A 1263-nucleotide genomic window follows, 5' to 3' on the forward strand; every position below is an offset into this window, starting at 1 on the left:
GGCGTTGAGCAGTGGCCAGTCGGACACGGCGTCGGAGCCGTCCTGCATCGATTCGGTTTCACGGTTGGGGCTGGCCACCGAGCCGGAGTCCAGGTGGTCGCGGCCGATCACGATGGGTGCCGACAGCTCGCCGCTGCGCACCATTTCGTTGAATGCCAGGCCGAGCTTGGCGCGCTGGCCCAGGCCAACCCAGCAGATACGCGCCGGCAGGCCCTGGAAGCTGATGCGCTCGCGGGCCATGTCCAGCCAGTTGTGCAGGTGCGCGTCGTCCGGGATCAGCTCTTTGACTTTGGCGTCGGTCTTGTAGATGTCTTGCGGGTCGCCCGACAGCGCAGCCCAACGGAACGGGCCGATGCCACGGCAGAACAGCGGACGGATGTAGGCCGGGACGAAACCCGGGAAGTCGAAGGCGTTTTCCACGCCCACTTCTTGCGCCATCTGACGGATGTTGTTGCCGTAGTCGAACGTCGGGATGCCTTGTTTCTGGAACTCGAGCATGGCCTTGACGTGCACAGCCATCGACTGCTTGGCGGCCTTGATCACTTCGGCCGGTTCGGTCTTGGCGCGGGCGCGGTATTCGTCCCAGGTCCAGCCGGCGGGCAGGTAGCCGTTGAGCGGGTCGTGGGCGCTGGTCTGGTCGGTGACCATGTCCGGGCGCACGCCGCGCTTGACCAGTTCCGGAAGGATTTCAGCGGCGTTGCCCAGCAACGCGATGGAGATCGCCTGGCCGGCCTTGGTGTATTTGTCGATGCGCGCCAGGGCGTCGTCGAGGTCGGTGGCTTGTTCGTCGACGTAGCGGCTGCTCAGGCGGAAGTCGATGCTGACCTGCTGGCATTCGATGTTCAGCGAGCAGGCACCGGCCAGGGTCGCGGCCAGTGGCTGTGCGCCGCCCATGCCGCCGAGGCCGGCAGTCAGGACCCAACGGCCCTTGAGGTCATCGTTGTAGTGCTGGCGACCGGCTTCGACGAAGGTTTCGTAGGTGCCCTGCACGATGCCCTGGCTGCCGATGTAGATCCAGCTGCCGGCGGTCATCTGGCCGTACATGGCCAGGCCCTTGGCATCCAGTTCGTTGAAATGCTCCCAGCTCGCCCAGTGCGGTACCAGGTTGGAGTTGGCGATCAGCACGCGCGGGGCGTTGCTGTGGGTCTTGAACACGCCGACGGGTTTGCCGGATTGCACCAGCAGGGTTTCGTCGTCGTTGAGGTTGGTCAGGCTTTCGACGATCTTGTCGTAGCATTCCCAGTTACGTGCCGCACGGCCGAT

The 1263-nt window shown here is 64.8% G+C and carries 1 protein-coding gene; it reads right to left on the reverse strand.

What is annotated here, in order from left to right; all coding sequences use genetic code 11:
- The coding region (hutU, locus tag HX873_RS30915) for a urocanate hydratase (RefSeq protein ID WP_177123755.1) at window positions 1–1263 on the reverse strand (1263 nt) is incomplete at both ends.

Origin of the sequence: Pseudomonas sp. P7758 (assembly GCF_013386485.1) — a bacterium.
GTDB lineage: Bacteria > Pseudomonadota > Gammaproteobacteria > Pseudomonadales > Pseudomonadaceae > Aquipseudomonas.